The following is a 25932-nucleotide window of genomic DNA, read 5'->3' as shown; positions in this document are numbered from 1 at the left end:
CTCTCGAAGGGCACAGCAGCGGTCCCACAATAGCGAATGCCCGGCCGATCTGACCGGCCGGGCACGCGCGTTCTGCCCTCGGATCAGCGGGCGACGTGCTCCGGGAAGCGCACGATGGAGGCGAACTCCTCGGCGTCCAGGCTCGCGCCGCCGACCAGTGCGCCGTCCACGTCCGGCTGCGACATGATCGAAGCGATGTTCGCCGCCTTGACCGAGCCGCCGTACTGGATGCGTACCGCGCCCGCCACGTCGGCGCCGAACTTCTCGGTCAGCCGTGCCCGGATGGCACCGCAGACCTCCTGCGCGTCGTCCGGCGTGGCGGTCTTGCCGGTGCCGATCGCCCAGACCGGCTCGTACGCGATGACGATCTGCTTGATCTGGTCTTCCTTGAGGCCCTCGAGCCCCGCGTCGACCTGCGCCGTGCAGTGGCCCACGTGCGCGGCCTCCTCACGGACGGACAGACCCTCGCCGACGCAGAAGATCGGGGTCAGGCCGGCTGCGAACGCCGCCTTGATCTTCGCGTTGATCAGCTGGTCGGTCTCGTTGTGGTACTCGCGGCGCTCGGAGTGCCCGATCACCACGTAGGTGCAGCCGAGCTTCGCCAGCATGGCACCGGAGATCTCGCCGGTGTACGCGCCGGAGGCGTGCTGCGAGATGTCCTGCGCGCCGTAGGCGATGGCCAGCTTGTCGCCCTCGATCGCGGTCTGCACGGTGCGCAGATCGGTGAAGGGCGGCAGCACGACGGCCTCGACGGCCTCCAGCTGCGCGGCCGTCAGGCTCGCGGCCAGCTTCTGCACCAGAAGGTTCGCCTCGTAGTGGTTGAGGTTCATCTTCCAGTTGCCGGCGATGATCGGCTTGCGGGTCACGTCACCCATCACTTCTCCAGAGCGGCGACGCCCGGCAGCGTCTTGCCTTCGAGGTACTCCAGGGACGCGCCCCCGCCGGTGGAGATGTGTCCGAACGCCGTTTCGTCCAGGCCGAGCGTGCGCACGGCCGCGGCCGAGTCGCCGCCGCCGACGACCGAGAAGCCGTCGATCTTGGTGATGGCCTCGGCGACGCCCCGGGTGCCGGCCGCGAACGGCGCCAGCTCGAAGACGCCCATCGGGCCGTTCCAGAACACGGTCCGCGCGCCGGCCACCGCCGAGGCGAAGAGCTCGGTCGAGCGCGGGCCGATGTCCAGGCCGAGCCGGTCCGCCGGGATTTCCGAGACGTCCACGACGTCGTGCGTGGCGTCCGCGGAGAACTCGGTCGCGGCCACCACGTCGACGGGCAGCACGATCCGGCCGTCCGCCTGCGCCAGCAGGTCGGCACACACGGAGATCATCTCCGTCTCGAGGAGGGACTTGCCCACCTCGTGACCCTGCGCCTTGAGGAAGGTGAAGCACATGCCGCCACCGACCAGCAGCTTGTCCACCTTGGGCAGCAGCGCCTGGATCACGGCGAGCTTGTCGGAGACCTTGGAACCGCCGAGCACGACCACATAGGGCTGCTCCGGGGTCTCGGAGACCTTACGGAGCACCTCGACCTCCTTGAGCACGAGGCCACCGGCGTAGTGCGGCAGGCGGGCCGGCACGTCGTAGACCGAGGCGTGCTTGCGGTGCACCGCACCGAACGCGTCGTCCACGTAGAAGTCGGCGAACGCGGCCAGCTGGTCGGCGAACGCGCCGCGGACCGCGTCGTCCTTCGAGGTCTCACCCTCGTTGAACCGCAGGTTCTCCAGGAGCAGCACCTGGCCGTCCTGCAGGGCCTCGACAGCGGCCGACGCGGAGGCGCCGACGGTGTCCTCAGCGAAGACCACCGGCGAGCCGAGCAGCTCGCCCAGCCGGGTAGCGACCGGCGCGAGGGTGAACTTGGGATCCGGCGCGCCCTTCGGGCGGCCCAGGTGGGACGCCACGATCACGCGAGCGCCCGCGTCACGCAGGGCGATCAGCGTCGGCAGCACCGCGCGGGCGCGGCCGTCATCGCTGATGACACCCGGGTTGCTCTTGTCGAACGGGACGTTCAGGTCGGCGCGCACGAACACGCGCCGACCCGAGACACCCTCGCCGAGCAGGTCGTCGAGAGTCTTCAAGAGAGATCAGGCCCCGACCAGCTTGACCAGGTCGACGAGGCGGTTCGAGTAACCCCACTCGTTGTCGTACCAGCCGACGACCTTGACCTGGTTGCCGATGACCTTGGTGAGGCCGGCGTCGAAGATGCAGGAGGCCGGGTCGGTGACGATGTCGGCCGACACGATCTCGTCCTCGGTGTAGACCAGGATGCCCTTGAGCGGGCCCTCGGCCGCGGCCTTGATCGCGGCGTTGACCTCCTCGACCGACGTCTCGCGAGCGGCGGTGAAGGTGAGGTCGGTGGCCGAGCCGGTGGGGATCGGCACCCGCAGCGCGTAACCGTCCAGCTTGCCCTTCAGCTCCGGCAGCACCAGGCTGACGGCCTTCGCGGCACCGGTCGAGGTCGGCACGATGTTCAGGGCGGCGGCACGGGCGCGACGCAGGTCCTTGTGCGGGCCGTCCTGGAGGTTCTGGTCCTGGGTGTAGGCGTGGATCGTGGTCATCAGACCCTTTTCGATCCCGATGCTGTCGTTCAGGACCTTCGCCATCGGGGCGAGGCAGTTGGTGGTGCAGGAAGCGTTCGAGATGATCGTGTGCTTCGCGCCGTCGTACAGGTTGTCGTTGACGCCCATCACGATCGTGATGTCCTCGTTCTTGGCGGGCGCCGAGATGATGACCTTCTTCGCGCCCTTGTCGACGTGCGCCTTCGCCTTGCTGGCGTCGGTGAAGAAGCCGGTCGACTCGATGACGACGTCCGCGCCCAGGTCGCCCCAGGGCAGGTTGTTCGGGTCGCGCTCGGCGAACGCCTTGAACGTCTGACCACCAACGGTGATCTCGTCGGCGGTCGCCTTCACCTCGTGGCCCAGACGGCCCAGGATGCTGTCGTACTTCAGCAGGTGGGCGAGAGTGGCGTTGTCGGTCAGGTCGTTGACGCCCACGATCTGGATGTCGGCGCCGGACGCGAGAACCGCCCGGAAGAAGTTACGACCGATACGGCCGAAGCCGTTGATGCCAACCCGGATGGTCACAGGTGGTCTCCTCGTTTCGGTCCGCCGGGTTCTGCGACCGGCGGAGGGTCTGCATGCCGGCCGTGGTGAGGGCTGGCACAAGGGCGCCCGGCCGCCGCGCCCGAAAGAGCGTGGACCGCCGCAGCCGTGGCTGGCGGCGTCACAGCGGGGGGTTCGGCCGAACTGCCGGCACCGTCGCCGTCACCAGTGACCCTATCCGAGACCGCAGGACCGCGAAGCGGCGGGGCGCGACCTGAACGTTATCTAAATTGGGTACCGGTCCGGACCGGGCCGAAGGTCACTCCCTGCTCAGCAGGCCATCATCTCCGGTGTGACGGCCGCCTCGGTGTCGGGGATGCCGAGATCGCGGGCACGCTTGTCGGCGAGGGCGAGCAGACGCCTTATACGGCCGGCGATCGCATCCTTCGTGAGCGGCGGATCGGCCAGCGCGCCCAACTCCTCCAGCGAGGCCTGCCGGTGCTCCAGCCGCAGCCGGCCGGCCGAGGTCAGGTGGTTCGGCGCGTCGTCGGCGAGGATCTCCAGCGCCCGGGTGACCCGGGCCGCCGCCGCGACCGCCGCACGGGCGGAACGGCGCAGGTTCGCGTCGTCGAAGTTGGCCAGCCGGTTCGCGGTGGCGCGCACCTCACGGCGTACCCTCCGCTCCTCCCAGGCCAGCACGCTGGAGTGCGCCCCGATCCGGGTGAGAAGCGCGGCGATCGCGTCGCCGTCCTTGATCACCACGCGGTCGACGCCGCGCACCTCGCGCTCCTTCGCGGTGATCCCGATCCGCCGGGCCGCGCCGCGCAGGGCGAGAGCGGCCTCCGGGCCCGGGCAGGTGATCTCCAGGGCGCTTGACCGGCCCGGCTCCGTCAGCGAGCCGTGCGCCATGAACGCGCCCCGCCAGGCCGCCACCGAGCAGCAGACGTTGCCGTTCACCACGTGCTGCGGCAGGCCGCGGACCGGGCGGCCGCGCACGTCCAGCAGACCGGTCTGCCGGGCCAGCACCTCGCCGTCCTTGACGATCCGGACGATGTAGTGGCTGCCCTTGCGCAGGCCGCCGGAGGCGAGCACGTGCACCTCGCTCGGGTACCCGTAGACGTCCGCGATCTCCCGCCGCAGCCGCCGCGCGACCGCGCCGGTGTCCAGCTCCGCCTCCACCACGACCCGCCCGGAGACGATGTGCAGGCCGCCGGCGAAACGCAGCAGAGCCGCCATCTCGGCCCGGCGACAGCAGGGCTTGGGTACGTCGACCCGGCTCAGCTCGTCCTTGACTGCTGCCGTCATAGCCATCGTCTTCGTCACCTCATGCGCCGGATCGTGAACAGGGTGTGCCGCACTACGCCACTGACTAACGAGCGGCGCCCAATACTGGCACCAGTGCAACTCCCAACGACTCAGGATCATGCCGTGGGCTGCCGTCCGCGACGGCGACGGGTGCCAGAACGAGCTCCGCACCCAGCTCCCGGGCCGCCGCCCGGACCGGCTCCGGCTCACCCGCCCATCTGGCGTCGGCCAGCACCGCGTCCACCCGGAGCTCCGGAAGGTACCAGTGCAGCGCCGCCAGGTGGTCGGCGGTGGAGAGGCCCGACGTCTCCCGGTCCGCACTGAGGTTCAGCGTGACCAGGCGGCGGGCCGGACTCGCCACGATCGCCGCCGCCAGCTCCGGCACCAGCAGGTGCGGGAGCACGCTCGTGTACCAGCTGCCCGGCCCGAAGATCAGCCAGTCGGCGCGGCTCACCGCCGCGATCGCCTCCGGGCAGGCCGGCGGGTCCGCCGGGACGAGCCGCAACGCGGTCACCCGGCCGTCCGCCACCGCCACCGAGTGCTGCCCGCGCACGGTGACCGGCTCGCCCTCGCCGCCGGACACGTCCGCCTCGATGCCGACCGCGTGCCGGGCCATCGGCAGCACCCGGCCCTGCGCGCCGACCATCTCGGCCGCGTGGTCCAGCGCCGCCACCGGGTCGCCGAGCATCTCGATCAGGCCGAGGAGCAGCAGGTTCCCCACGGCGTGACCGGCCAGCGAGTCCTTGGACCGGTCGGCGCGGCGCTCCACCCGGGGGCCCCGGACGGTGATCCGATCCAGCGGGAGCGGAGCGGTCTTGCCGGCGCCCTGAGCGGGCACCGCCACCCGGGCGGCCTCCCGGCCGGGCATCGCCGCGAAACGGTGCTGCATCAGGGCCGCGGTACGCCGGGCGGTCGGGTGGTCGGCCGCCAGCGCCGCCAGGGCCTGCCGCAGGTCACCCGGTGGCAGCAACGCGTCCCGCTCGGCACGCAGCCGGCCGCTCGACCCACCGTCGTCGCCGACCGTCACGATCGCGGTGATGTCCAGCGGCAGGTCGCGGGCGCAGTGCCGCAGGGCGCGCAGCGAGGCGCTCAGGCCGTGCCCGCCGCCGAACGCGACAACCCGGATCGGGGCCGCCGCCGTCACTCGCGCCCCGGATGCCGTCACTCGCGCCCCAGATCGCGGTGCGAGGTATGCGCGGAGAGCCGCATCCCGGACAACCGCGACGTGAGCTCCTCGGCTATGGCGACGCTGCGGTGCTTGCCACCGGTGCAACCGATGGCGACGGTGAGGTAACGCTTGCCCTCCCGCTCGAAGCCGGGCGCGGTCGCCGCGATCAGGCCGGCGTAGGTCCCCACGAAGTCGGACGCACCCTCCTGACCCAGGACGTAGCTGCTGACACCCTCCTCCAGGCCGGTGTGCTCGCGCAGCTCCGGCACCCAGAACGGGTTCGGCAGGAACCGGGCGTCCAGCACGTAGTCGGCGTCCGGCGGCAGGCCGTACTTGAAGCCGAAGGACAGCACCGTGATCCGCAGCCGCCGCGAGTCGTCGCCGCTGAACAGCTCCTCGACCCGGCGGCGGAGCTGGTTCACGTTCAGGTGACTGGTGTCGATGATCACATCGGCCTGGTCGCGCGCCTCCTCGAGCAGCTTGCGCTCGGCGGCGATCCCGTCGGCGAGCCGCCCGTCGCCCTGCAACGGGTGCGAGCGCCGCACCGACTCGAACCGCCGGATCAGCACCTCGTCGTCGGCGTCCACGAACACCACACGCGGCGAGAAACCACGCTCCTTGAGCTCGCGGACCGCACCGGCCAGGTCGGTGGAGAAGGCCCGGCTGCGCACGTCGAGCACCATCGCGGTGCGCCGGGCCGCGCCGCCGGCCGCGAACGCCAGCTCGGCCATCTCCAGCATCAGGGCCTGCGGCAAGTTGTCGACCACGTAGAAGCCGACGTTCTCCAGGGCGCGGGCCACCGTGCTGCGCCCGCCGCCGGAGAGTCCGGTCACCACCACCAGGTCGGTACCGGCCTCGTCGGGCTCCACCACATTGTCGGATCCGAGGTCCGGCATCGCTTCCGTCACCCACGCCTCCCGCATCGCTTCGCCCGCTTCACCCGAGCGGACACAACATCCTAGGCCGACGGGCGGCCCACCGGCCGCCGGACAGCCTGTCCGCCAACTCAACGAGGTCAGGCCCCGGAAGCTTCCCCCTGCAGCGCGGCCAGGACCGTCTCCGCCGTGCGCCGGCCGATGCCCGGCACCTCGGCGACCTCCTCCGGGGTGGCCGCGGCCAGGCGCTTGAGCGACCCGAAGTGGCGCAGCAACGCCTTGCGCCGCACCTCGCCCAGGCCGGCGATGTCGTCGAGCGCGGACGCCGTCATCCGTTTCGACCGGCGCTGCCGGTGGAACGTGATGGCGAACCGGTGCGCCTCGTCCCGGACCCGCTGGAGCAGGTAGAGCGCCTCCGAGGTGCGCGGCAGGATCACCGGGAAGTCCTCACCCGGCAGCCACACCTCCTCCAGCCGCTTCGCCAGCCCGCACAGTGCCACGTCGGTGATGCCGAGCTCGGAGAAGACCGCGGCGACCGCGTTCACCTGGGGCTGGCCGCCGTCCACGACGACGAGCTGAGGCGGGTAGGCGAAGCGGCGCGGCTTGCCGGTGAGCGGGTCGACGCCGGGCAGCTCCTTGGTCCCCAGCTCGGCACCGGGCTCGGCACCGGGCTCGGCACCGGGCTCGGCACCGGGCTCGGGCTCGGGCTCGGGCTCGTAACCGTGCAGCTTGTCGTCGGCGGCCTCGTCGGCGATGTCGGACTCCGGCCGGTCGCGCGGCGCGTCCGCACCGGGCTGTGCCTTGAACCTGGCGAACCGCCGCCGCATCACCTCGGTCATCGCGGAGAGGTCGTCGGTGCCGCTGCCGTCCGGGTTGCCGCGCACGGCGAAACGACGGTACTCACTCTTGCGGGCCAGGCCGTCCTCGAAGACGACCATGGACGCGACCACGTCGGTGCCCTGGATCTGCGAGACGTCGTAACACTCGATGCGCAGCGGCGCCGACTCCATCCCGAGCGCCTCGGCGATCTCCTCGATCGCCTTGTTGCGCGTGGTCAGGTCGCCGGCCCGGCGCAGCTTGTGCCGCTGCAGCGACTCGGCGGCGTTGCGGGACACCGTCTCCATCAGCGACTTCTTGTCACCGCGCTGCGGCACCCGCAGCCCGGCCCGGCTGCCCCGGCGCTGGCTGAGCCACTCGGCGAGCGCCTCCGCGTCGTCCGGCAGGGCGGGCACCAGCAGCTCGCGGGGCACGTCGGTCTCGCCGGAGGACTCACCGTACATCTGGGTGCAGAAGTGGTGCACCAGGTCACCGGTGGTGAGGTCCTCGACCTTCTCCACCACCCAGCCGCGCTGACCGCGGACCCGGCCGTCGCGCACGTGGAAGACCTGCACGGCCGCCTCGAGCGGATCCTCGGCGAAGGCCACCACGTCGGCGTCGGTGCCGTCGCCGAGCACCACGGCCTGCTTCTCCATGGCCCGGCGCAGGGCGGCGATGTCGTCGCGCAGCCGGGCCGCGCGCTCGAACTCCAGCTCCTCGGAGGCCTGGAGCATCTCGCGCTCCAGCCGCTTCACGAAGGTGTCGGACCGGCCGGCCATGAAATCGCAGAAGTCGTCGACGATGCCCCGGTGCTGCTCGGCATCGACCTGGCCGACGCAGGGCGCCGCGCACTTGCCGATGTAGCCCAGCAGGCAGGGCCGCCCGATCTGGCCGTGCCGCTTGAAGACCCCGGCCGAGCAGGTGCGCGCCGGGAAGACCCGCAGCAGCAGGTCGAGCGTCTCGCGGATGGCCCACGCGTGCGAGTAGGGCCCGAAGTAGCGCACCCCCTTGCGCTTGGCGCCGCGCATCACCTGGAGGCGGGGGAACTCCTCGTTGAGGGTGACGGCCAGGAACGGGTACGACTTGTCGTCCCGGTACTTGACGTTGAAGCGCGGGTCGAACTCCTTGATCCAGGAGAACTCCAGCTGCAGTGCCTCGACCTCGGTGCCGACCGTGACCCAGTCCACACTGCCGGCGGTGGTCACCATCTGCTGGGTGCGTGCGTGCAGCGACCAGGTGTCGGCGAAGTAGGAGTTGAGCCGGTTACGCAGGCTTTTCGCCTTGCCGACGTAGATCACCCGGCCGGACGGGTCACGGAAGCGGTAGACGCCCGGTGCGTCCGGGATGGTACCCGGAGCGGGGCGATAGGTGGACGGGTCTGGCACATCTCCAACAGTAGTGCCTGGGACTGACAGAATTGCCCGACCGGAGGCTCGGTGCCGCCGCCACGGCGCCGGGCCTCCGGCCCTTGCCCGAGTCCCTCAGGGCCGGCCGCGGGTGATCGGCGTCAGGCTGGCACCACGTTGTCGCCGTCCAGCTTCACCTTCGTCTCGGAGAGCGGCTGCTGGGCCGGCCCGGAGGTCGGCGCACCGTCCTTGATCGAGAAGAAGCTGTTGTGGCAGCGGCAGATGATCTGGCCGTCCTTGATCTCGCTGACCTCGCAGCCCTGGTGGGTGCAGATCTTGCTGAACGCCTTGAACTGGCCCTCGGTCGGCTGGGTGACCACCAGGTTGTCGGTGATCACGCCGCCGCCCACGGTCACCTCGGCGGCCGACACCAGCACGGCACCGCCGGAACCACCGCTGTCACCGCCGCCGTCGCCGGTGCCGCCGCCCGCGGTCGTGCTGCCGGCCGGTGCCGGGTCGCTGTCGAAGTCGGTGCCGTTCGGGTTGGTGCCGCTGCCGTCGGTGCCGCAGGCAGCCAGGACCGCGGTGGCGCCGAGCGCCCCGGCGCCGACCAGGACACCGCGCCGGGTCGGGGTGCCGCCCGTGCGGCCCGCCTGGCTCTCCTCGGCGTCGGTCCTCGTCTGCACGTCGGTCATGTGTAGCCCTCCCAGTACTGGTTTCCGCACGGCATTCACGCGGATTCGCCCCTACATACGCGGCCGGACTCGCGATCAGTTCACCGATCGCGACCGGTTTCATGCCGGAACACGCCGCCCGGTCGAGACTAGGGTCCCGGCCGGGCGGCGTGCCTATGAGTCACCTGAGACTCTGCTGAATCGGGTCAGACCGCGGCCTTGGCCTTGGCCCGGACGGCCCGGGTCTTCGCGGCGGTCTTGCCCGCCGCCGGAGCGCCGTTGGCCTTGCCGGCCCGCCCCAGCGCGGCCGGCGCGCCGGCCGGCTTGCCGGTGAGGCCCAGCATCGGCCGCAGGAACTGCCCGGTGTGGCTCTCCGCCACCTCGGCCAGCTCCTCCGGGGTGCCGGTGGCCAGCACCAGACCACCCTTGTGCCCGCCCTCCGGGCCCATGTCGATCAGCCAGTCGGCGGTCTTGATGACATCCAGGTTGTGCTCGATCGTGATCACCGTGTTGCCCTTGTCGACCAGGCCGTTGAGCACGATCAGCAGCTTGCGGATGTCCTCGAAGTGCAGACCGGTGGTCGGCTCGTCGAGCACGTAGACGGTCCGGCCGGTGGACCGCTTCTGCAGCTCGGAGGCGAGCTTGACGCGCTGCGCCTCACCACCGGAGAGAGTGGTCGCCGGCTGGCCCAGCCGCACGTAGCCCAGGCCGACGTCGACCAGGGTGCGCAGGTGCCGGTGGATCGCCGGGAGGGCAGAGAAGAACTCCGCGGCCTCCTCGATCGGCATCTCCAGCACCTCGGAGATGGTCTTGCCCTTGTAGTGCACCTCCAGGGTCTCCCGGTTGTACCGGGCGCCCTTGCACACCTCGCACGGGACGTAGACGTCCGGCAGGAAGTTCATCTCGATCTTGATGGTGCCGTCGCCGGAGCAGTTCTCGCAGCGGCCGCCCTTCACGTTGAAGGAGAACCGGCCCGGGCCGTAGCCGCGCACCTTCGCCTCGGCGGTCTCCGCGAAGAGTTTCCGCACGTGGTCGAAGACACCGGTGTAGGTGGCCGGGTTGGACCGCGGCGTCCGCCCGATGGGTGACTGGTCGACGCCGACCACCTTGTCGACGTTCTCCAGGCCGGTGACCTTGGTGTGCCGGCCGGGCACCAGCCGGGCCCGGTTGATCTGGTTCGCCATCACGGTGTGCAGGATGTCGTTGACAAGCGTCGACTTGCCCGAGCCGCTGACCCCGGTCACGGCGATGAACTGGCCGAGCGGGAACGGGACCGTGAGGTTGCGCAGGTTGTGCTCGCGGGCGCCGTGCACGACGACCTCGCGGCCGGGCGTCTGCGGGCGCCGGGTCGCCGGCACCGGGATGCTCTTGCGGCCGGACAGGTAGGCGCCGGTCGGTGACTCCTCGTTCGCCAGCAGCCCGTCGACCGTGCCGCTGTGCACGATGTGCCCGCCGTGCTCCCCCGCGCCCGGGCCGATGTCGACGATCCAGTCGGCGGTGCGGATGGTGTCCTCGTCGTGCTCCACCACGATCAGCGTGTTGCCCAGGTTGCGCAGCCGGACCAGCGTCTCGATGAGCCGGTGGTTGTCGCGCTGGTGCAGGCCGATCGACGGCTCGTCCAGCACGTAGAGGACGCCGACCAGGCCGGAACCGATCTGGGTGGCGAGCCGGATGCGCTGCGCCTCACCGCCGGAGAGGGTGCCGGCGCCGCGGTCCAGCGACAGGTAGTCGAGACCGACGTCGACCAGGAACCGCAGCCGGGCGTTGATCTCCTTGAGCACCCGCTCGGCGATCATCTTCTGCCGGTCGTCGAGCTCCAGCCCGGCCAGCAGCTCGGCGCACTCACCGACCGAGAGGTTGCAGACCTCGGCGATGTTCTTGCCGGCCACGGTGACCGCGAGCACCTCGGGCTTGAGCCGGGCGCCGCCGCAGACCTTGCAGGGCACGTCGCGCATGTACCCCTCGTACTTCTCGCGCGACCAGTCACTCTCGGTGTCGTTGTGCCGCCGCTCGATCCACTGCACCACGCCCTCGAAGCCGGTGTAGTAGGAGCGCTCCCGCCCGTACTTGTTGCGGTAGCGGACGTGGACCTGGTCGTCGGACCCGTGCAGGATCGTCTTCTGCACCCGGCTGGGCAGGGCCCGCCACGGTGTGTCGACGCTGAAGCTCTCCGCCTCGGCAAGAGCCTCCAGCAGGCGCAGGAAGTACTCCTGGGTGGTGCCGCCGGACCACGGCTGGATCGCGCCGTCGCGGAGGGTGGCCTCCTCGTCCGGGATGATCAGCTCGGGGTCGACCTCCTTCTTCGTCCCGAGGCCGGTGCACTCGGGGCAGGCGCCGTAGGGCGCGTTGAAGGAGAAGACCCGGGGCTCGAGGTCCTCGATCGCCAGCGGGTGGTCGTTGGGGCAGGCCAGGTGCTCGGAGAAGCGCCGCTCCCGCTCCGGGTCGTCCTCCGGCAGGTCGACGAAGTCGAGCAGGACGATGCCGCCGGCCAGGCCGAGCGCCGCCTCCACCGAGTCGGTCAGCCGCTGCTTGCTCGCCGCCTTCACGCTGAGCCGGTCGACCACCACCTCGATGGTGTGCTTCTCCTGCTTCTTCAGTTTCGGCGGCTCGGTGAGCGGGTGCACCACGCCGTCGACCCGGGCCCGGGCATAGCCCTTGGCCTGCAGCTCCGCGAAGAGGTCGACGTATTCGCCCTTGCGGCCGCGGACCACCGGCGCCAGAACCATGAACCGGGTGCCCTCGGCCATCGCCAGGACCCGGTCCACGATCTGCTGCGGTGACTGCTTGCTGATCCGCTCGCCGCAGACCGGGCAGTGCGGGGTGCCGGTGCGCGCGAACAGCAGCCGGAGATAGTCGTAGACCTCGGTGATCGTGCCGACGGTGGAGCGCGGGTTGCGGTTCGTCGACTTCTGGTCGATCGAGACAGCCGGCGACAGACCCTCGATGAAGTCGACGTCCGGCTTGTCCATCTGACCGAGGAACTGCCTCGCGTACGACGAGAGCGACTCGACGTAACGCCGCTGCCCCTCCGCGAAGATCGTGTCGAACGCGAGGCTGGACTTGCCGGAACCGGAGAGCCCGGTGAAGACGATCATGGCGTCTCGGGGCAGGTCCAGGTTGACGTCGCGAAGGTTGTGTTCGCGAGCGCCACGGATTGTCAGTCGGTCGGCCACTGCCAGCCTCTCCGTACAGGTGTTTGAAGTCGAGCAGCCACTCTAGCCACGGGGTACGACATTTTCTGTCGACCTCGGTGAAGCGTCTGGCAGATGGCGAACATTCCCGGTCACTCCTTGGGGGGAACCGGCAGACTCCGAACGTCCCAGATCTCCACACCGCCGACCAGCCGCGGCTCGCCGAGCGCGTCGACAAGCACGCTACGCAGGGCCGTACCGTTCCGGCTGCCGGGCACCAGCACCACCACCGCCGCCCGCCAGTACACCAGATCCGCGGTGATTTTCTGCCGGTCGGCGTCGGTCAGAACCGGCACCCGGCCGTACTCCCGGACCCGCCACAGCAGGTCCGAGGTGAACCGCGCCGGCGCGTGCCAGGAACCGGTGTCGTCGTGCGGCGGGTCGGCCGGGCCCATGAAGTAACCGCGCGGCGTCGCGTAGTCGAAGTTCATCAGCGTCGCCCAGCGCATCCCGGTCCGCCCGGTGGTCACCTCCGGCAGTGGCACGGTGACCAGGGTGCGGTCGTCCGGCACGTACTCCTTGTAGGTGCCCTGGGTGAGGAACGGCGGCAGCGGGTCGCCCTCGACCACCGGCAGCGGCTTCGGGATCAGCGGCACCAGCGCCAGCACCATGCCGACCTGGAACCAGCGGCGGCGCCTCGCCGGGTATGACCCGATCCGGTCGGTGGCGAGCGCGAGCAGTACGCCGGCGATCGTGGCCGGAACCATCGCGAACCGGGTGACGCTCACCAGGTCGATCACCGGCACGTGGCTGATCAGCCCGAACGGCAGCGGGATCCCGGTGTCGTGGCCGAGCACGCGCAGCTCCGGGCCGAACGACATGAGCAGCAGCACCAGACCTGCCACGGCCGCCGACCGGGCCGCCACCGAACGCCACAGCATCGCCGTCGCCACCACGATCATGACGAGGCCGGCGGGGCCGAAGAACGTGTTGTCCTCGGTCGCGCTGACGCTCATCTCCCGGGTCAGCGCCGCGTTGCCGGCCAGCGACTGCCGGGCGAACCCGGCCAGCGACGCCAGGTCGGTGACGTAATCGGTCGGCGCGAACGGCTGGCCGTGGTAGTTGCCGGGCGCGAAGAACTGGTACCAGAGGGGGTACGCGAGCAGCGCGAACGCGGTCGCCGCGGCCACCGCGAGACCGGCCGCGAAGCGCCGCCACAGCGCCCGCGCCACCTGCGGGGCCATCGCGGCGTAGGCGACCACGAACACCCCCAGGGTGAGCGCCGTGAAGAGCAGCGTCTCCTCGTTGATGAAGCACTGCAGCACGATCAGCAGGCCCAGGACGATGCCGCCGCGGCGGGCCCGGCCGGGCTCACGCAGGCGGAGCACCTGCCAGACGATGAACGGCACGACGTACTGGTTGACGAAGTTCACGTGCCCGTTCGCGTGCGACACCATGGTCGGCGCGAACCCGCAGAACACCCCGCCGATCGCCGCCGCGACCCGGCTGCGGACCAAGTGCCGGGAGAGCACCCAGTACCAGGCGTAGGCGGTGCCGGCGAGACCCAGCGTGATCAGCAGCGCGACCGACACGCCACCGCCGAAGAAGTGGGTGATCGGGGCGAGCGGCAGGCTCAGTGCGAGGATCGAGGTGTTCGCCATCATGTTCACCCCGACCGGCGCGTTCAGCCGATCGGTGAAGAACGGCGCGGCACCGTCGAAGATCACCCGTTCGGCGTGCGCCAGCACGAAGAGGAACACGCCGTGGTCGTCGTCGTTGCTGGCCAGCACACGGCCGTTCGGGTCGATCCAGAGCCGGATCGTCACCAGGATCGCGAGCGCCAGGTAGCCCAGCGGCACCCAGAGGTCGATCCGCCGCCATCCCGGGGCCTTCGCGGTGGTGTCACCCTCCGCAGTCGCCACGGGCTCCTCGATCATCTCCTCCGGCGCACGCACCGGGCGAATTCTGCCAGAGTCCCGCCGCCGGCCCGGACGGCCGCCCGGACGGCGACCGTCCCCGAGACATGCTCACGCTGCGTGCTTCCCCGGCTCCACCCCCATGGTGTACGGGCTGAGCAGCCCCCACCACCGGTCAGTGCGCGCGCCGCGCCAGCCGGGCCGACCGGCGGCCGCTCTCCACCCGCACCTCGTGGCTCAGCTTGCGCCAGCTGGCCAGCCGGCGGGCGGTGAGCGCACCGGCGGACAGCGCGGCCTGGACGGCGCAGCCGGGCTCCGACTCGTGCCGGCAGTCGTCGAAACGGCAGCGGGTGGCCAGGTCCGTCACGTCGGCGAACGCCCGTTCCAGGCCGGCACCGGTGTCCAGCAGGCCGACGCCCCGGATGCCCGGGGTGTCGATCACAGCCCCGCCGGCCGGCAGGGTGACCAGATTGCGGTACGCCGTGGTGTGCCGGCCCTTGCCGTCCGCGTCCCGGATCGCCTGCACCGGCATGACGGCGGCGCCGGCCAGCGCGTTCGCCAGGGTGGACTTGCCGGCGCCGGACCGGCCCAGCAGCGCCATGGTGCGGCCCGGCCCGATCTGCTCGCGGACCGCGTCGACGCCGGCGCCGGTGCGCACGCTGACCGGCAGCACGGTGACGCCGGGGGCCAGCTCGCCGAGCTGGCGGGCCATCGCCTCCGGGTCGCCGGTGGTGTCGCACTTGGTGAGGACCAGCACCGGCCGGGCGCCGGACTCCCAGGCCAGGGCGAGCAGCCGCTCGACCCGGGCGTCGTCGGGTTCGGGATGGATCGGCTCGACCACGGCGACGACGTCCATGTTGGCGGCGAGGACCTGGCCGGAGGCGTCCTTGTCGGCGGTGCGGCGGATCAAGGTGGTGCGCCGGGGCAGCACCAGTTCGAGGGTGGTGCGCCGGTCCGGCCACTGGCGCAGCACCGCCCAGTCGCCGGAGCAGGGCAGGCCGGCGGGGTCGCGGGCGGCGTCGAGCAGGACGCCGCCACCCAGGCTCGCCCGGGTGGCGCCGGTGGCGGTGAGCACGGTGCAGATGCCGCGGTCGGACCGCAGGACCCGCCCGGGGATCGCGTCGGCCCGGTCGAACGGCCGGAACGCGGATGCGAAAGTCTCGTCCCAGCCCAGCTGGGACAGGTCGTACGACATGGAGAACCCTTTACGGTCGTGGTGGGCTGCCTGACTCGTCAGGCGAAGGCCCCCGGGTGAAAAGACGTGACGACGACGAACTGCACGTTCCTCACCTCCTCCGCAGGATTCGGTCGATCTGCGCGTCTGGCAACGACGGTACGGTCGCCGGCACCGGGACGAAAGCGAATTCGGATAGGGTCGGTTCGTGACCATGGATCCGCTGGTCCTGATGACCGACGTGGAGGAGTCCACCGAGGCGCTGCTGCGCGACGCGGAGGGCTGGGCGGCCGGCGTGATCGCCGAGCCGTGCGGCCTGCCGGGGTGGACGGTCGGGCATGTCCTGACCCATCTGGCGCGTAACGCCGACGCGCTGACCAACCTGCTCGTCGCGGCCCGCACGGGCGAGCCGGCCGCGATGTACCCGACGCCGGACGCCCGGCAGGAGGGCATCGACGCCGGCTGCCGGCGACCGCTGGCCGAGCAGATCGAGGACCTGCGTGCCGCGCACGAGCGGTTCGCCGACGCGGCGGCCGCGATGCCGGCGCCGGCGTGGGCGGTCGCGCTGCCGCCGATCCGGCAGTCCGCGGCGGGGGTGCCGTGGGCCCGGTTGCGCGAGGTCGAGGTGCACCGCGTCGACCTGGCGCAGGGTTACACCCCGGCGGACTGGTCGGACGCGTTCGCGCTGCGCCTGCTCCGCGAGATCGTGACGGCCCCGCCCGCGGACGCGCCACCGATGGTGCTGCGCCCGCTCGGCCTGGAGCATCCCTTGACGATCGGCGGGCCGGTGACGGGCGGCGACGGGCCGCCGGTGGTCGGCGGGCCGACGAAAAGCCTCGCCGCGTGGCTGGCCGGCCGGGCGGACGGCGCCGATCTGACCGTCTCCGGAGACGGAGAGCTACCGAAACCCGCGAGGTGGAAATGAGCGACCGGCAGGATCTCGGCGGCGGCCTGACGATGACGAAGGTCTCGGTCGGCCCGATGGACAACAACGCCTACCTGCTGGCCCACGACGGCGAGCAGGTGCTGATCGACGCCGCGAACGACGCGTCCACACTGCTGGAGCTGATCGGGGACGGCGGCCTGCGCAGCGTGGTGACCACGCACCGCCATCAGGACCACTGGGTGGCGCTGGACGAGGTGGTGCGGGCGACCGGTGCGGCCTCGCTGGCGCACACCGACGACGCGGACGGGATCCCGGTGGTGACCGGCACGCTGCGCGACGGCGATGGGGTACGGGTGGGTGGTGTCACCCTCGACGTGATCCACATCGTCGGGCACACGCCGGGTTCGATCGTGCTGGCGTACCGGGATCATCTCTTCACCGGTGACAGCCTGTTCCCCGGTGGCGTGGGCAACACCCGGGGGAACCGGAAGAACTTCGCGTCGCTGATCGACGACGTCGAACGCAAGCTGTTCGGCCGGTTCGGCGACGACACCGTGTTCCACCCCGGGCACGGCAAGGACTCCACTCTCGGCGCGGAGCGCCCGCAGCTGCCCGAGTGGCGCTCACGCGGCTGGTGACACCATGGGCCGAGGGAGACCGGGGCACCTCAACTGCTCCGGTCTCCCTCTTCCGCCGGCCCGTGCGCCGGTCGGTGCGGAAGGTCAGCCGACGCTCTTCGTGGCGTTCTCGTTGACGTGGATGCCGGCGGCGAACTCCAGCACCTGCTGCTCGCCCCAGCCGAGGCCGTCCCAGACCTGGATGACCAGGTGGCCCCGGTCCGGGACCCGCAGGAACAGGGTCGAGCCGTCGGTCTGATCGCGCATCTTGGTGAGTACGCCGGAGTTGCCGCCGACCTCGACCTTCTTGCCGCCCAGTTCGGCCGGCGCGCCGTCCTCCTGGAGCATCACCGCGATCTTGCCGACGAAGCTGTGCGGGTCGCTGTTGGCGGCACCATCCGGGCCGGTCGACGGGTCGGCCAGGGGACCCTCCGGTGCCAGCACCAGGCCGCCCTGGTCGGAGTTCTGCAGCACCCAGCCCTCCGGCACCCGGTCGATCTCGAAGGCGTCGGGCTGCTCGCCCTGGTAGGCGACGAGCTTGGTGGCGATGCTCGCGGGCGCGGTGACGCCGGGCGGGGCCGCCAGCGGCGTGTCGTTCGCCGGTGTCCCGGTGGTGGCGAACGCGACGGCTGCGGCCGCCGCGGCGACCACGAACGCGGAGGCGCCACCGGCCTGGAAGGAACGGCGGCGGCGCAGGGCGCGGCGGCCGCGGGCCATGTCGGCCTCGATCTGGTCAGGTGTCGGTGCGGTGCCGGGACCGGCGATCCGCTCGAGCCCGTCGTACAGGTTCGTCATGGTCATCTCTCCGTAGTCAGCGCAGTGCCAGGGACGGGTTGTCGCCGATGACCGCACGCAGCCGGTCCAGGGCTCGGGCGGTCTGGCTCTTCACCGTGCCCTCGGAACAGCCGAGGGCGTCGGCGGTGTCGGCGACGTCGAGGTCGTAGAAGTAGCGGAACACCAGCGCCGCCCGCATCCGTGGCGGCAGCTCGCCCAGCGCCGCCCGCAGTCCGTCCGAGATGTCCCCCGAGGGAATCTCCGCCGCGGCCCGGTCGGGCACCTCGGCCATCGGGCGTTCCCGCCGCCGCCACCACCGCCGCCGCTCGTCCGTCAACGCGTTCACCAGCGTCCGCCGCACGTATCCGTCCGGGTTGTCGGCCCGCTGGAACGCCGGCCAGGCGACGTAGAGCTTCGTCAGCGTGGACTGCACCAGATCCTCGGCCAGGTGGGCGTCACCGGCCGTGAGCAGAGTCGCCGTCCGCACCAACCCGGATCGCCGGGTCGCCACGAAGCGGTGGAATTGCTCGTCTCGCTCGCTCTTCACACGTGCCCCTCCTTCGCTCTCACGCCCCCTTGACGACTCCCGTCCCACCGAGGTTGCACGGAGCGACAATTTCGTCCGGGTCGATCCGGGCGGTCGCCTGCCGCGCTGGTACGGTGCGCGACCGACCATCATGATCACGAATGTCCCGAGGAGCAGCCCGTGACCACGGCCGTGGCCGCCGCGCCGACCGCCCGCCGTCTCCGCCCGGAGACCGCCCACTGGCTGACCGGCGCCGCCGCCGCGATGGGCCTCTACGCCGCGCTGCGGATCCTCAACGTACTCGTGCTGATCTTCTACGCCCGCCGGGACGAGAAGACGCCCACCTGGCGTGAGCTGCTGCTCGCCTGGGACGCGGGCTGGTACCAGGAGGTCGCCGAAAAGGGGTACGACCAGGTCGTCACGTTCACCGACAAGGGCCTGCCGGAGCCGTCCAACCTGGCCTTCTTCCCGCTCTACCCGCAGCTGTCGGCGGCCGTCGACCTGGTGCTGCCGATCCACATCGGCACCGCCCTGCTGCTCGTCGCGTGGACCTCGGGCCTGGCCGCCGCCGTCGCGCTCTACGCCCTCGGCACCCACCTGCGCGACCGGACGACCGGCATCCTGCTCGCCGCCCTCTGGTCGGTCGTCCCGCACGGCGTGGTGCTCTCGATGGGCTACAGCGAGCCGCTCTTCACCGCCCTGGCCGCCGGGTCGCTGCTCGCCCTGCTCCGCCGCAACTGGCTGACCGCCGGCACGCTCTGCCTGCTCGCCGGCCTGACCCGGCCGACCGGCGCCGCGGTGATCGCCGCGGTCGGACTGGCGGCACTGATCACGGTGGTCCGCGAACCGCGGCAGTGGCGGGCCTGGCTCGCCGGCGTGCTGGCCCCGCTCGGCCTGGTCGGGTACATGGCCTGGGTCGGCGCCCGGCTGGGCCGCGCCGACGGCTACTTCCATGTGCAGAACGACACCTGGCGGATGGGCTTCGACGGCGGCGGCTACACGCTGACCACCATGGCGAACATGGTCCTGGACCGGGAGACGTCGCTCGAGATGGCCGAGGTCACCCTGGTGCTGTTGCTGGGCGTCGCGCTGCTGGTGGTGGCGATCGGTGAGCGGCTGCCGTGGCCGCTGCTGGTCTACGCCGGCGTGATCGTGTTCATCGCGCTGACCGGTGACTGGTTCTACTGGGCGAAGGCCCGGATGCTGATCCCGGCGTTTCCGCTGCTGCTGCCGGTGGCGTACGCGATCGGGCGCAGCCGCAACCGCACCGTGCCGTTCGTGGTGGTCGGTGGCCTGGCGCTGGTCACCGCGCTCACCAGTGTCTACCTCACGATGACTTGGCACCGTTCGTTCTGAGATCGCCTGAAAGGCGAACGGGGCTTGTCCATCCTTCGAGACGACACGTTCCTGGTCTTTTGGACTACCCCTGTCGGTGCATCCGCCCGATGATCGTTATCCTTCGGCCGGAGTCCGTATTAGTTGAGTGCTTGAGCAAATTGTGCGTGTCAAGGTTGGCGTCGCCGATCATGTCGGCGGTCCCCCGAAGGTAATTGGAACGGAGCACCCGTAGTGAATATCGAGACTGCCCTCAAGGAAGCGATGAGCATCGAGGGCGCTATCGGTGTCGCTCTCGTGGACTACACCAGCGGCCTCACGCTGGGCATCCTCGGCGGCGGCCAGACGATGGACATGAACATCGCCGCCGCCGGCAACACCGACGTGATCCGGGCCAAGGTCCGCACCCTCGAGATGCTCGGCCTGCAGGACGGCATCGAGGACATCCTCATCACGCTCGACACCCAGTACCACCTGATCCGCCTGCTGCAGAACAAGCGGCACGGTGAGTCGTTCTTCCTCTACATCTCGCTGGACAAGAGCCGCGCCAACCTGGGTCTGGCCCGCCACCAGCTGCGCAAGATCGAGCAGGACCTCGACGTATGACAGCCCCCGGCGACACGTACAAGCCGGTCTACGCGGAACTAGCCCACCTGCGGTACCAGGTGCCCGGTGTGCTGGGCTGCGTGGTGGCCGGCGTCGACGGCCTCCTCGTCCTGCACGACCAGACAACCGGTCCGGAACCGCACGACGTGGCGGCCCTGGCCGCCGGTGCGCACGGCATCAGCCGGACCACCGGGGCCGTCCTCAACCAGGGCGGCTTCTCGGACGTCACGATCCACAACCAGAACGGCTACCTCTCGGTCTACGCGATCGGGGACCTGGCCCTGCTGGCGGTGATCGGTGACGGCAACCTGAACATCGCCCGCCTGCACCTGGAGGCGCGGCCGCTTCTCTCCCGTCTGGCGACGCTGCTGCAGATCCGCAGCGTCTGACCGGCACCGCCCCGCCTCCCGCACGAGGCGGCCGCGGCGCCCCTGTACATCAGCTTCGACACCATGGCTGTCCTGAATCGCTTCGGGGCGGCCATGAGTCTTTACCGGACCCCGCCACGCCGCCGAGTCTTCACCGGACCCCGCCACGCCGCTGAGTCTTTGCCGGGCCCGCCGCGCCGTCCGTGCGGCGCCGGGGTGGTTACGCTGGCAGGAACCGCCGAGCACGGGAGGTAGCCGGTGAACCTGCGACACGATCCGAGCCGGTGGGGGTTCCCACCACCGCACCCGCAGCCCGAGTGGCAGCCGCACCTTCCCGGCGCCGGGCCGGGACTGCCCGGCTGGCTCGAGGAACGGCTCTTCGACCAGCGCATCGTGATGCTGCGCGGCCAGCTGACCACCGAGACGGCGACCGGTGTGGCGGCGGCCCTGCTGACCCTGGACTCGGCCGGCCCGGAGCCGGTGCAGCTGCACGTGGCGAGCCCCGGCGGCGACCTCAGCGCGGCACTGTCCGTCATCGACGTGATCGACGCGCTGACCGCACCGGTGCACGCCCTGGTCACCTCGGAGGCCGGCGGGGCGGTCCTCGCGGTGCTGGCCGCCGCGGACAAACGGGCGGCGTACCGTCATGCGCGTTTCAAACTCGCCGAACCCCGCGCCGCCGGCGTCACCGGCACCGCCGACGAGGTGGCCGCGGCGGCCGGGCAGCACCTGCGGGAGCTCGAGGAGGCGGTGGTCCGGCTGGCCGAGATCACCGGGCAGCCACGCAGCCGGGTCGAGGACGACCTCTCCACCGGGCGCAGCCTGAGCGCGGCCGACGCGCTGGAGTACGGCCTGATCAGCGAGGTCATCAACCCCAAGGGCCGCTGACCGGCTCCGGTCCGGGAAAGCCCTTCGTCCAGAAGCTTTCGTCCGGGAAAGACCTTCATCCGGGAAAGACAGAAGAGCGGGCCCCGGCACACCGGGACCCGCTCTTCTCAGGCGCTTCAGGCGACCTTGACACCCATCGACCGGGCAGTGCCCTTGACGATCTGGATGGCAGCGTCGAGGTCGTTCGCGTTGAGGTCGGGCAGCTTGCGCTCCGCGATCTCCTTGACCTGGTCGGCGCTGAGCGTGCCGACGGTCGTGGTCAGCGGGTTCGCCGCACCGGACGGAATGCCGAGGCTCTTCTTGATGAGGAAGCTGGTCGGCGGCGTCTTGTAGGCGAGCGTGTGGCTGCGGTCCTCGTAGACCGAGACGATGACCGGGATGATCTCGCCGCGGTTCTTCGCGGTGGCCTCGTCGTACTCGACCTTGACGGCACGCATGTTGGCGCCGGTCGGACCGAGCATCTTACCGAGGTCGACCATCGCGGCGTTACCCGCCTCAAGTGCGAGGGTTACCTCATGGGTCTTCTTCTTGGGAGGCATCGGGTAAGGCTCCTTAGGGTGAGCTGCGGGCCGAGACAACGCAGCTCGCCAGCATCAACGACACACGACAACCCCGAGACCCTACTACCGCCGCGACCGATGGGTCAAAACGGCTGAACAAAGGGGGTCTCGGGTTCTACCACCAGTGTAGCTCGCGGCCCCGGGGACACCGGGACCGCCCCTGCTCAGAACCTGTCGCAGTCACACTCGCGCATGTTCGCGCGGATCAGGTGAACGTACTCCGGGTTGACCAGCTCTCCGTTCGCATGCCCCTCGTCCACCGAGCCTCGGCCCATGTTGTAGCCGGCGATCACCATGTTGAGCAGGCAGAGCGACGTGTCCGACTTACATTTCGACGGGCTGAGGCTGTAGTTCTTCTTGAAGTACGCGTCGCCGAACGCCTTGGTCAGCCAAGCCAGATAGTTGGCGCCGAGGATCGCGTTCTGCCGGTAGTCGTGGGAGTCGTACGACTTCTCGAACCGCTGGTTGATGAACGACTCGGTGTCCGGCATGACCTGCATGAGCCCGTACCCGCCGTCGCAGTTGACGATGTTGGACTGCCAGCCGCTCTCGTGCCAGGCCACCGCGCGGATCAGGTCCGACGGCACCTTCAGCTTCGGCGCCGACCCCGGCCAGTACGTCTTCGTCGCGGCCGCGTTCAGCGCGGACTTCACCTTCGCCCGGGAGACCGCCTTGCCGTCCCGCTCCGCACAGGGCGGCAGCTCGAAGTTGAAGGGGTCCTCGGTCGGCGTGGCCGACGTCTTGCTCGGCTTCGGCTTCTTCGAGGTCTTCGACGGCTTCGGCGACGGCGTCTCCTCGATGACGGGCTCGTCGGTCACCTCCGCCGACGGCGACTCCTCGGCCGGCGTGGCCCCCGCCGACGGCGTCGCGGCGACCGGCGCGACCGCCCGGTCGTCCTCGGCGGCGCCGGCCAGACCGCATCCGCCCGTCACCACCAGCGCCAACGCGGCGCACACGAGTCGTACCCGTAGCCCGGCATTCATTGATGAAGCCCTCCCCCGACGTGTGTCGGGGTGGACGTTAACAGTCACCGGACGTCCGGCGCTGACCGTAAAACCGACCAAAAGAGCACAAGGTTCTGGACTTGACCCCGTGTCACGAACGGCAACCTGAACCGGGGACAATAGCTCCATGCAGACCCGCACCGACCTACGCAACGTCGCCATCATCGCTCACGTCGACCATGGCAAAACCACCCTGGTCGACGCCATGCTGCGCCAGGGCAGCCAGTCCCACGCGCGCGGCGAGATGGCCGACCGCGTCATGGACTCCATGGACCTGGAGCGGGAAAAGGGCATCACCATTCTCGCCAAGAACACGGCGATCAGCTACCAGCCCGCCGAGGGCGGTCCGGTCACCATCAACATCATCGACACCCCGGGTCACGCCGACTTCGGTGGTGAGGTCGAGCGCGGCCTCACCATGGTCGACGGCGTCGCCCTCCTCGTGGACGCCTCCGAGGGCCCGCTGCCGCAGACCCGGTTCGTGCTGCGCAAGGCGCTCGCCGCCAAGCTGCCGATCATCCTGATCATCAACAAGGTGGACCGCCCGGACGCCCGGATCAAGGAGGTCGTCGACGAGACGTACGAGCTCTTCCTCGACCTCGACGCCGACGAGCACCAGATCGAGTTCCCGATCGTCTACGCGTGCGCCCGCGACGGCATCGCCTCCCTCACCCAGCCCAAGGACGGCACCGTCCCCGAGGACAGCAACGACCTCGAGGTGCTGTTCAGCACGATCCTGGAGACCATCCCGGCCCCGAAGTTCACCGAGGGCGCCCCGCTCCAGGCGCACGTCGTCAACCTCGACGCCTCGCCGTTCCTCGGCCGTCTCGCGCTCTGCCGCGTGCACGAGGGCACCATCCGCAAGGGCCAGACCGTGGCCTGGTGCAAGACCGACGGCACGATCAGCAACGTACGCATCTCCGAGCTGCTGATCACCGAGGGCCTGGAGCGCAAGCCCGCCGAGAGCGCCGGTCCCGGCGACATCATGGCCGTCGCCGGCATCCCGGAGATCATGATCGGTGAGACCCTCGCCGACGCCGAGAACCCGGTCCCGCTGCCGCTGATCAGCGTCGACGAGCCGGCCATCTCGATGGTCATCGGCACCAACACCTCGCCGCTTGTCGGCCGGGTCAAGGGCGCCAAGGTCACCGCCCGCATGGTGAAGGACCGCCTCGACAAGGAGCTGATCGGCAACGTCTCGCTCCGCGTCCTGCCGACCGACCGCCCGGACGCCTGGGAGGTCCAGGGCCGTGGTGAGCTGGCGCTCGCCATCCTGGTCGAGCAGATGCGCCGCGAGGGCTACGAGCTGACCGTCGGCAAGCCGCAGGTGGTCACCAAGACCGTCGACGGCAAGGTGCACGAGCCGGTCGAGCGGCTCACCATCGACGCCCCCGACGAGTACATGGGCGCCATCACCCAGCTGCTCTCCACCCGCAAGGGCCGGATGGAAGAGCTGATCAACCACGGCACCGGCTGGCTCCGCATGGAGTGGCTCGTCCCGGCGCGTGGCCTGATCGGCTTCCGCACCGAGTTCCTCACCGAGACCCGCGGCACCGGCATCATGCACCACCTGTACGAGCGTCACGAGCCGTGGTTCGGCGAGCTCCGCACCCGCCAGAACGGCTCCCTGGTCGCCGACCGCGCCGGCGCGGTCACCGGGTTCGCGATGATCAACCTGCAGGAGCGCGGTCAGCTCTTCGTCGAGCCGACCACCGAGGTGTACGAGGGCATGATCGTCGGCGAGAACTCGCGCGAGGACGACATGGACGTCAACATCACCAAGGAGAAGAAGCTCACCAACATGCGGGCCGCGAGCGCCGACAACACCGAGAAGGTGATCCCGCCGCGCAAGCTGTCGCTGGAGCAGTCGCTCGAGTTCTGCCGCGAGGACGAGTGCGTCGAGGTCACCTCGAACGCCATCCGCATCCGCAAGGTGGTGCTCGACCAGAACGCGCGCGGTCGCGCCGCGGCTCGCCGCAAGCACCAGTAACCTGTCCGCTCCGACGCCCTGCCCGGCTCCCCGCCGGGCAGGGCGTCGCCGCATCCAGGGTCCGCGCGGGCACCCCCGGAACAGCAAGATCATTTACCCTGTCGCGGTGATCGACCTCGATTCCCCGGCGGGTTCACCGCCCGCCCGCCCCCGCAAACGGATCTACCTGCTGGCGGCGACGGCCGTACTCGTCGCCGCTGGTGCCGCCGCGACGTACGTCGCCACCACCAACCCCGATCCGGCCGGCCCCACCCGCGCCGCCGGCTCCGATTCCGCCGCCGCCGCTGGTGCCGCCGCTGACCCCGCAGCCGCTGATTCCGCCGCTGACCCTGCCGCCGCTGATTCCGCCGCTGACCCCGCAGCCGCTGACCCCGCAGCCGCTGACCCCGACGCTGGCCCCGCCGCCGACGCGGGGCCTGACGGGCGGTTGGAGCTGACGCCGGGTGCGGCGCCGTCGCTCGGGCCCGGCCCGCACCGGCTGCGTCTCGAGGTCGAGTCGCGCAGCGGCACCGTCCGGCAGATCGCGTGGGACGCCGACCTCACGGCGGCGAAACCGATCGGCGGCAAGCCGGCCGACGACCCGATCCCGGCGCCCTGGTCCACGAGCATGACGCTGGAGAAGATCGAGTACGGGGTCACGCTCAAAGCCATCTCCTCGGACACGGACGAGGTGACGTGCCGGATCGTCGCCGGCGACCAGGTGATCGCCGAGAGCAGCCGGCCGCGGGCCGCGATCTGCTCCTACAACCCGCGGTTCGAGCAGATGATGCGGGAACAGCTCGAACAGATGCCGCAGACCGAAGGTTGAACCGCCGCCGCCGCCGGACCGAGCCGCGCCGCCGGACCGAGCCGCCCGCCTCATTGAGCAACGCCGCCGGACTGAGCCGCGGACGACCGTGGGCCCGGGTGACTGATGTCGCCCGGGCCCACGGTCGTTCG

At 70.7% G+C, this 25932-nt stretch carries 23 protein-coding genes; 8 read left to right on the top strand and 15 right to left on the bottom strand.

The genetic code is table 11. The features are described 5' to 3' along the window. Nucleotides 1-83 precede the first annotated feature (83 nt). The 11 genes from tpiA to rsgA all read right to left on the bottom strand — a co-directional run bounded on the left by tpiA (nucleotide 84) and on the right by rsgA (nucleotide 15460). Complete coding sequence (gene tpiA, locus LPA41_RS34125) at nucleotides 84-875, bottom strand: triose-phosphate isomerase (RefSeq protein ID WP_229075288.1); 792 nt, start codon at nucleotides 873-875, stop codon at nucleotides 84-86. Then, the gene (gene pgk, locus LPA41_RS34120; RefSeq protein WP_229075286.1) at nucleotides 875-2071 is read right to left on the bottom strand and encodes a phosphoglycerate kinase; all 1197 of its coding nucleotides are present in this window, start codon (nucleotides 2069-2071) and stop codon (nucleotides 875-877) included. Before pgk ends, tpiA begins: the two co-directional genes overlap by 1 nt. A gap of 6 nt (nucleotides 2072-2077) precedes the next feature. Then, nucleotides 2078-3076 (bottom strand): type I glyceraldehyde-3-phosphate dehydrogenase, encoded by a 999-nt coding sequence (gap, locus tag LPA41_RS34115; protein ID WP_229075285.1) that lies wholly within the window; start codon nucleotides 3074-3076, stop codon nucleotides 2078-2080. Between the two features lie 288 nt (nucleotides 3077-3364). Further along, nucleotides 3365-4345 (bottom strand): DNA-binding protein WhiA, encoded by a 981-nt coding sequence (gene whiA / locus LPA41_RS34110; RefSeq protein ID WP_014441726.1) that lies wholly within the window; start codon nucleotides 4343-4345, stop codon nucleotides 3365-3367. A gap of 58 nt (nucleotides 4346-4403) precedes the next feature. Next, nucleotides 4404-5483, bottom strand: a complete 1080-nt coding sequence (locus LPA41_RS34105; protein WP_229075284.1) for a 2-phospho-L-lactate transferase CofD family protein — start codon at nucleotides 5481-5483, stop codon at nucleotides 4404-4406. Between the two features lie 17 nt (nucleotides 5484-5500). After that, nucleotides 5501-6403 (bottom strand): RNase adapter RapZ, encoded by a 903-nt coding sequence (rapZ, locus tag LPA41_RS34100; protein WP_229075351.1) that lies wholly within the window; start codon nucleotides 6401-6403, stop codon nucleotides 5501-5503. 119 nt (nucleotides 6404-6522) lie between these two features. Beyond that, the gene (gene uvrC / locus LPA41_RS34095; RefSeq protein ID WP_229075282.1) at nucleotides 6523-8583 is read right to left on the bottom strand and encodes an excinuclease ABC subunit UvrC; all 2061 of its coding nucleotides are present in this window, start codon (nucleotides 8581-8583) and stop codon (nucleotides 6523-6525) included. 122 nt (nucleotides 8584-8705) lie between these two features. Continuing rightward, entirely contained in the window at nucleotides 8706-9239 is a 534-nt protein-coding gene (locus LPA41_RS34090; protein WP_229075281.1) for a Rieske (2Fe-2S) protein, read from the bottom strand. A 185-nt stretch (nucleotides 9240-9424) separates the two neighbouring features. Then, on the bottom strand, nucleotides 9425-12391 hold the full coding sequence (gene uvrA, locus LPA41_RS34085; RefSeq protein WP_229075280.1) for an excinuclease ABC subunit UvrA: 2967 nt from the start codon (nucleotides 12389-12391) through the stop codon (nucleotides 9425-9427). 110 nt (nucleotides 12392-12501) lie between these two features. Beyond that, nucleotides 12502-14304 (bottom strand): hypothetical protein, encoded by a 1803-nt coding sequence (locus tag LPA41_RS34080; protein WP_229075279.1) that lies wholly within the window; start codon nucleotides 14302-14304, stop codon nucleotides 12502-12504. Between the two features lie 136 nt (nucleotides 14305-14440). Then, nucleotides 14441-15460, bottom strand: coding sequence for a ribosome small subunit-dependent GTPase A (gene rsgA, locus LPA41_RS34075; protein ID WP_229075277.1), 1020 nt, complete (start codon nucleotides 15458-15460; stop codon nucleotides 14441-14443). Nucleotides 15461-15647: 187 nt separating this feature from the next. Here rsgA and LPA41_RS34070 point away from each other — a divergent pair, with 187 nt between their 5' ends. Beyond that, nucleotides 15648-16364 carry a maleylpyruvate isomerase family mycothiol-dependent enzyme gene (locus tag LPA41_RS34070; RefSeq protein ID WP_229075275.1) on the top strand — a complete coding sequence of 239 codons (717 nt, stop codon included), beginning with the start codon at nucleotides 15648-15650 and terminating at the stop codon, nucleotides 16362-16364. Continuing rightward, complete coding sequence (locus tag LPA41_RS34065) at nucleotides 16361-16963, top strand: MBL fold metallo-hydrolase (protein WP_229075274.1); 603 nt, start codon at nucleotides 16361-16363, stop codon at nucleotides 16961-16963. Before LPA41_RS34070 ends, LPA41_RS34065 begins: the two co-directional genes overlap by 4 nt. Nucleotides 16964-17047: 84 nt before the next feature. On the opposite strand, the gene LPA41_RS34060 is transcribed toward LPA41_RS34065, so the two are convergent. Further along, nucleotides 17048-17737, bottom strand: coding sequence for a hypothetical protein (locus LPA41_RS34060; protein ID WP_229075273.1), 690 nt, complete (start codon nucleotides 17735-17737; stop codon nucleotides 17048-17050). 16 nt (nucleotides 17738-17753) lie between these two features. Further along, nucleotides 17754-18263, bottom strand: coding sequence for a SigE family RNA polymerase sigma factor (locus tag LPA41_RS34055; protein WP_229075271.1), 510 nt, complete (start codon nucleotides 18261-18263; stop codon nucleotides 17754-17756). Between the two features lie 159 nt (nucleotides 18264-18422). On the opposite strand from LPA41_RS34055, the gene LPA41_RS34050 reads away from it, so the two are divergent. The 4 genes from LPA41_RS34050 to LPA41_RS34035 all read left to right on the top strand — a co-directional run bounded on the left by LPA41_RS34050 (nucleotide 18423) and on the right by LPA41_RS34035 (nucleotide 21439). Next, on the top strand, nucleotides 18423-19598 hold the full coding sequence (locus LPA41_RS34050; RefSeq protein WP_229075269.1) for a hypothetical protein: 1176 nt from the start codon (nucleotides 18423-18425) through the stop codon (nucleotides 19596-19598). Nucleotides 19599-19841: 243 nt separating this feature from the next. After that, nucleotides 19842-20183 (top strand): hypothetical protein, encoded by a 342-nt coding sequence (locus LPA41_RS34045; RefSeq protein WP_229075349.1) that lies wholly within the window; start codon nucleotides 19842-19844, stop codon nucleotides 20181-20183. Next, complete coding sequence (locus LPA41_RS34040) at nucleotides 20180-20572, top strand: roadblock/LC7 domain-containing protein (protein WP_229075268.1); 393 nt, start codon at nucleotides 20180-20182, stop codon at nucleotides 20570-20572. The genes LPA41_RS34045 and LPA41_RS34040 overlap by 4 nt, the downstream gene beginning before the upstream one ends. A 237-nt stretch (nucleotides 20573-20809) precedes the next feature. After that, nucleotides 20810-21439, top strand: coding sequence for an ATP-dependent Clp protease proteolytic subunit (locus LPA41_RS34035; RefSeq protein ID WP_229075266.1), 630 nt, complete (start codon nucleotides 20810-20812; stop codon nucleotides 21437-21439). Nucleotides 21440-21555: 116 nt separating this feature from the next. Here the strand turns inward: LPA41_RS34035 and LPA41_RS34030 are convergent, their stop codons facing one another. Together LPA41_RS34030 and LPA41_RS34025 are read right to left on the bottom strand one after the other, a co-directional pair. Beyond that, complete coding sequence (locus LPA41_RS34030; protein WP_229075265.1) at nucleotides 21556-21978, bottom strand: uL11 family ribosomal protein; 423 nt, start codon at nucleotides 21976-21978, stop codon at nucleotides 21556-21558. Between the two features lie 185 nt (nucleotides 21979-22163). Beyond that, the gene (locus tag LPA41_RS34025) at nucleotides 22164-22982 is read right to left on the bottom strand and encodes a lytic transglycosylase domain-containing protein (RefSeq protein WP_229075264.1); all 819 of its coding nucleotides are present in this window, start codon (nucleotides 22980-22982) and stop codon (nucleotides 22164-22166) included. A 148-nt stretch (nucleotides 22983-23130) separates the two neighbouring features. Between LPA41_RS34025 and typA the strand changes: the two genes are divergently transcribed. Together typA and LPA41_RS34015 are read left to right on the top strand one after the other, a co-directional pair. After that, complete coding sequence (gene typA, locus LPA41_RS34020; protein WP_229075263.1) at nucleotides 23131-24993, top strand: translational GTPase TypA; 1863 nt, start codon at nucleotides 23131-23133, stop codon at nucleotides 24991-24993. 106 nt (nucleotides 24994-25099) lie between these two features. Then, the gene (locus LPA41_RS34015; protein WP_229075262.1) at nucleotides 25100-25801 is read left to right on the top strand and encodes a hypothetical protein; all 702 of its coding nucleotides are present in this window, start codon (nucleotides 25100-25102) and stop codon (nucleotides 25799-25801) included. Nucleotides 25802-25932 lie beyond the last annotated feature (131 nt).

It is taken from the genome of Actinoplanes sp. DH11, assembly GCF_020873875.1.
GTDB lineage: Bacteria > Actinomycetota > Actinomycetes > Mycobacteriales > Micromonosporaceae > Actinoplanes.
This window is presented reverse-complemented; position numbering and strand designations above follow the sequence as displayed.